Origin of the sequence: Bhargavaea massiliensis, assembly GCF_050480245.1 — a bacterium.
Taxonomy (GTDB): Bacteria; Bacillota; Bacilli; order Bacillales; family Anoxybacillaceae; genus Anoxybacillus.
Map to the genome: position 1 here is coordinate 1 of NZ_JBCNEQ010000084.1, position 935 is coordinate 935.

The following is a 935-nucleotide window of genomic DNA, read 5'->3' on the forward strand; positions in this document are numbered from 1 at the left end:
CCTCCTCCTACTCGATTAAATAAAGCTAGCAAAATATCAAATTATTTTGTAAAATCATTAAAAGAAGAATATTGTTTCTTTTTGTTGAACATGTGTGAGTATATTCGTTTTTATTTAATTATATAAACATTTTTGTAATCGTGTAGAATAATAGTGACATACTATAATTGAAATGTGTTATGATAAATGTGGGGAAGTTTTTGGTCGAATCGATGGGAACGTTTAGGGGGTCCAATGATGAAAACAGATGTGATTTTAATTGGTGCGGGGATTATGAGTGCGACATTAGGGACGTTGTTGAAAGAGTTAGCACCAGAGTGGGAAATTGCTGTGTTTGAAAGGCTTGGTCAACCAGCAGATGAAAGCTCGAACGAATGGAACAATGCGGGAACAGGTCATGCCGCACTTTGTGAACTAAACTACACAGTTGAAAAAGCGGACGGATCAATTGATATAAGTAAAGCAATTAAAATTAATGAGCAGTTTCAAGAATCATTGCAATTTTGGTCTTATCTCGTTCAAAATAAACACATTCGCAGCCCGAAGGACTTTGTTATGCCAATTCCGCATATGAGTTTCGTGCAAGGGGAAGAAAATGTTGCGTTTCTGAAGAAGAGGTTTGAACAGATGGTGGATAATCCTTTGTTTAAAGGGATGGAGTTTTCTGACGATCCGCAAAAATTAAGAGAGTGGATTCCGTTGATGATGGAAGATCGTATCGTTACTGAACCGATTGCAGCAACAAGAATTGAAGCGGGAACGGACGTGAATTTCGGGGCTTTAACACGCATGTTATTTGGGTATTTAGAACATAAGCATGTGAATTTGTATTATAAACATCATGTTGAAGATATGAAACGAACAAGTGACAACTTATGGGAAGTAAAAGTACGCAATTTAGCGACAGGGGAAGTTGACGTTCACACAGCGAAGTT

1 protein-coding gene is annotated in these 935 nt (G+C 37.3%); it reads left to right on the forward strand.

Features of this window, described 5'->3' with window-relative positions:
• Positions 1-237: 237 nt before the first annotated feature.
• Positions 238-935: FAD-dependent oxidoreductase (locus ABEV15_RS13790; RefSeq protein ID WP_498853527.1), on the forward strand; the 698-nt coding region annotated here is incomplete at its 3' end.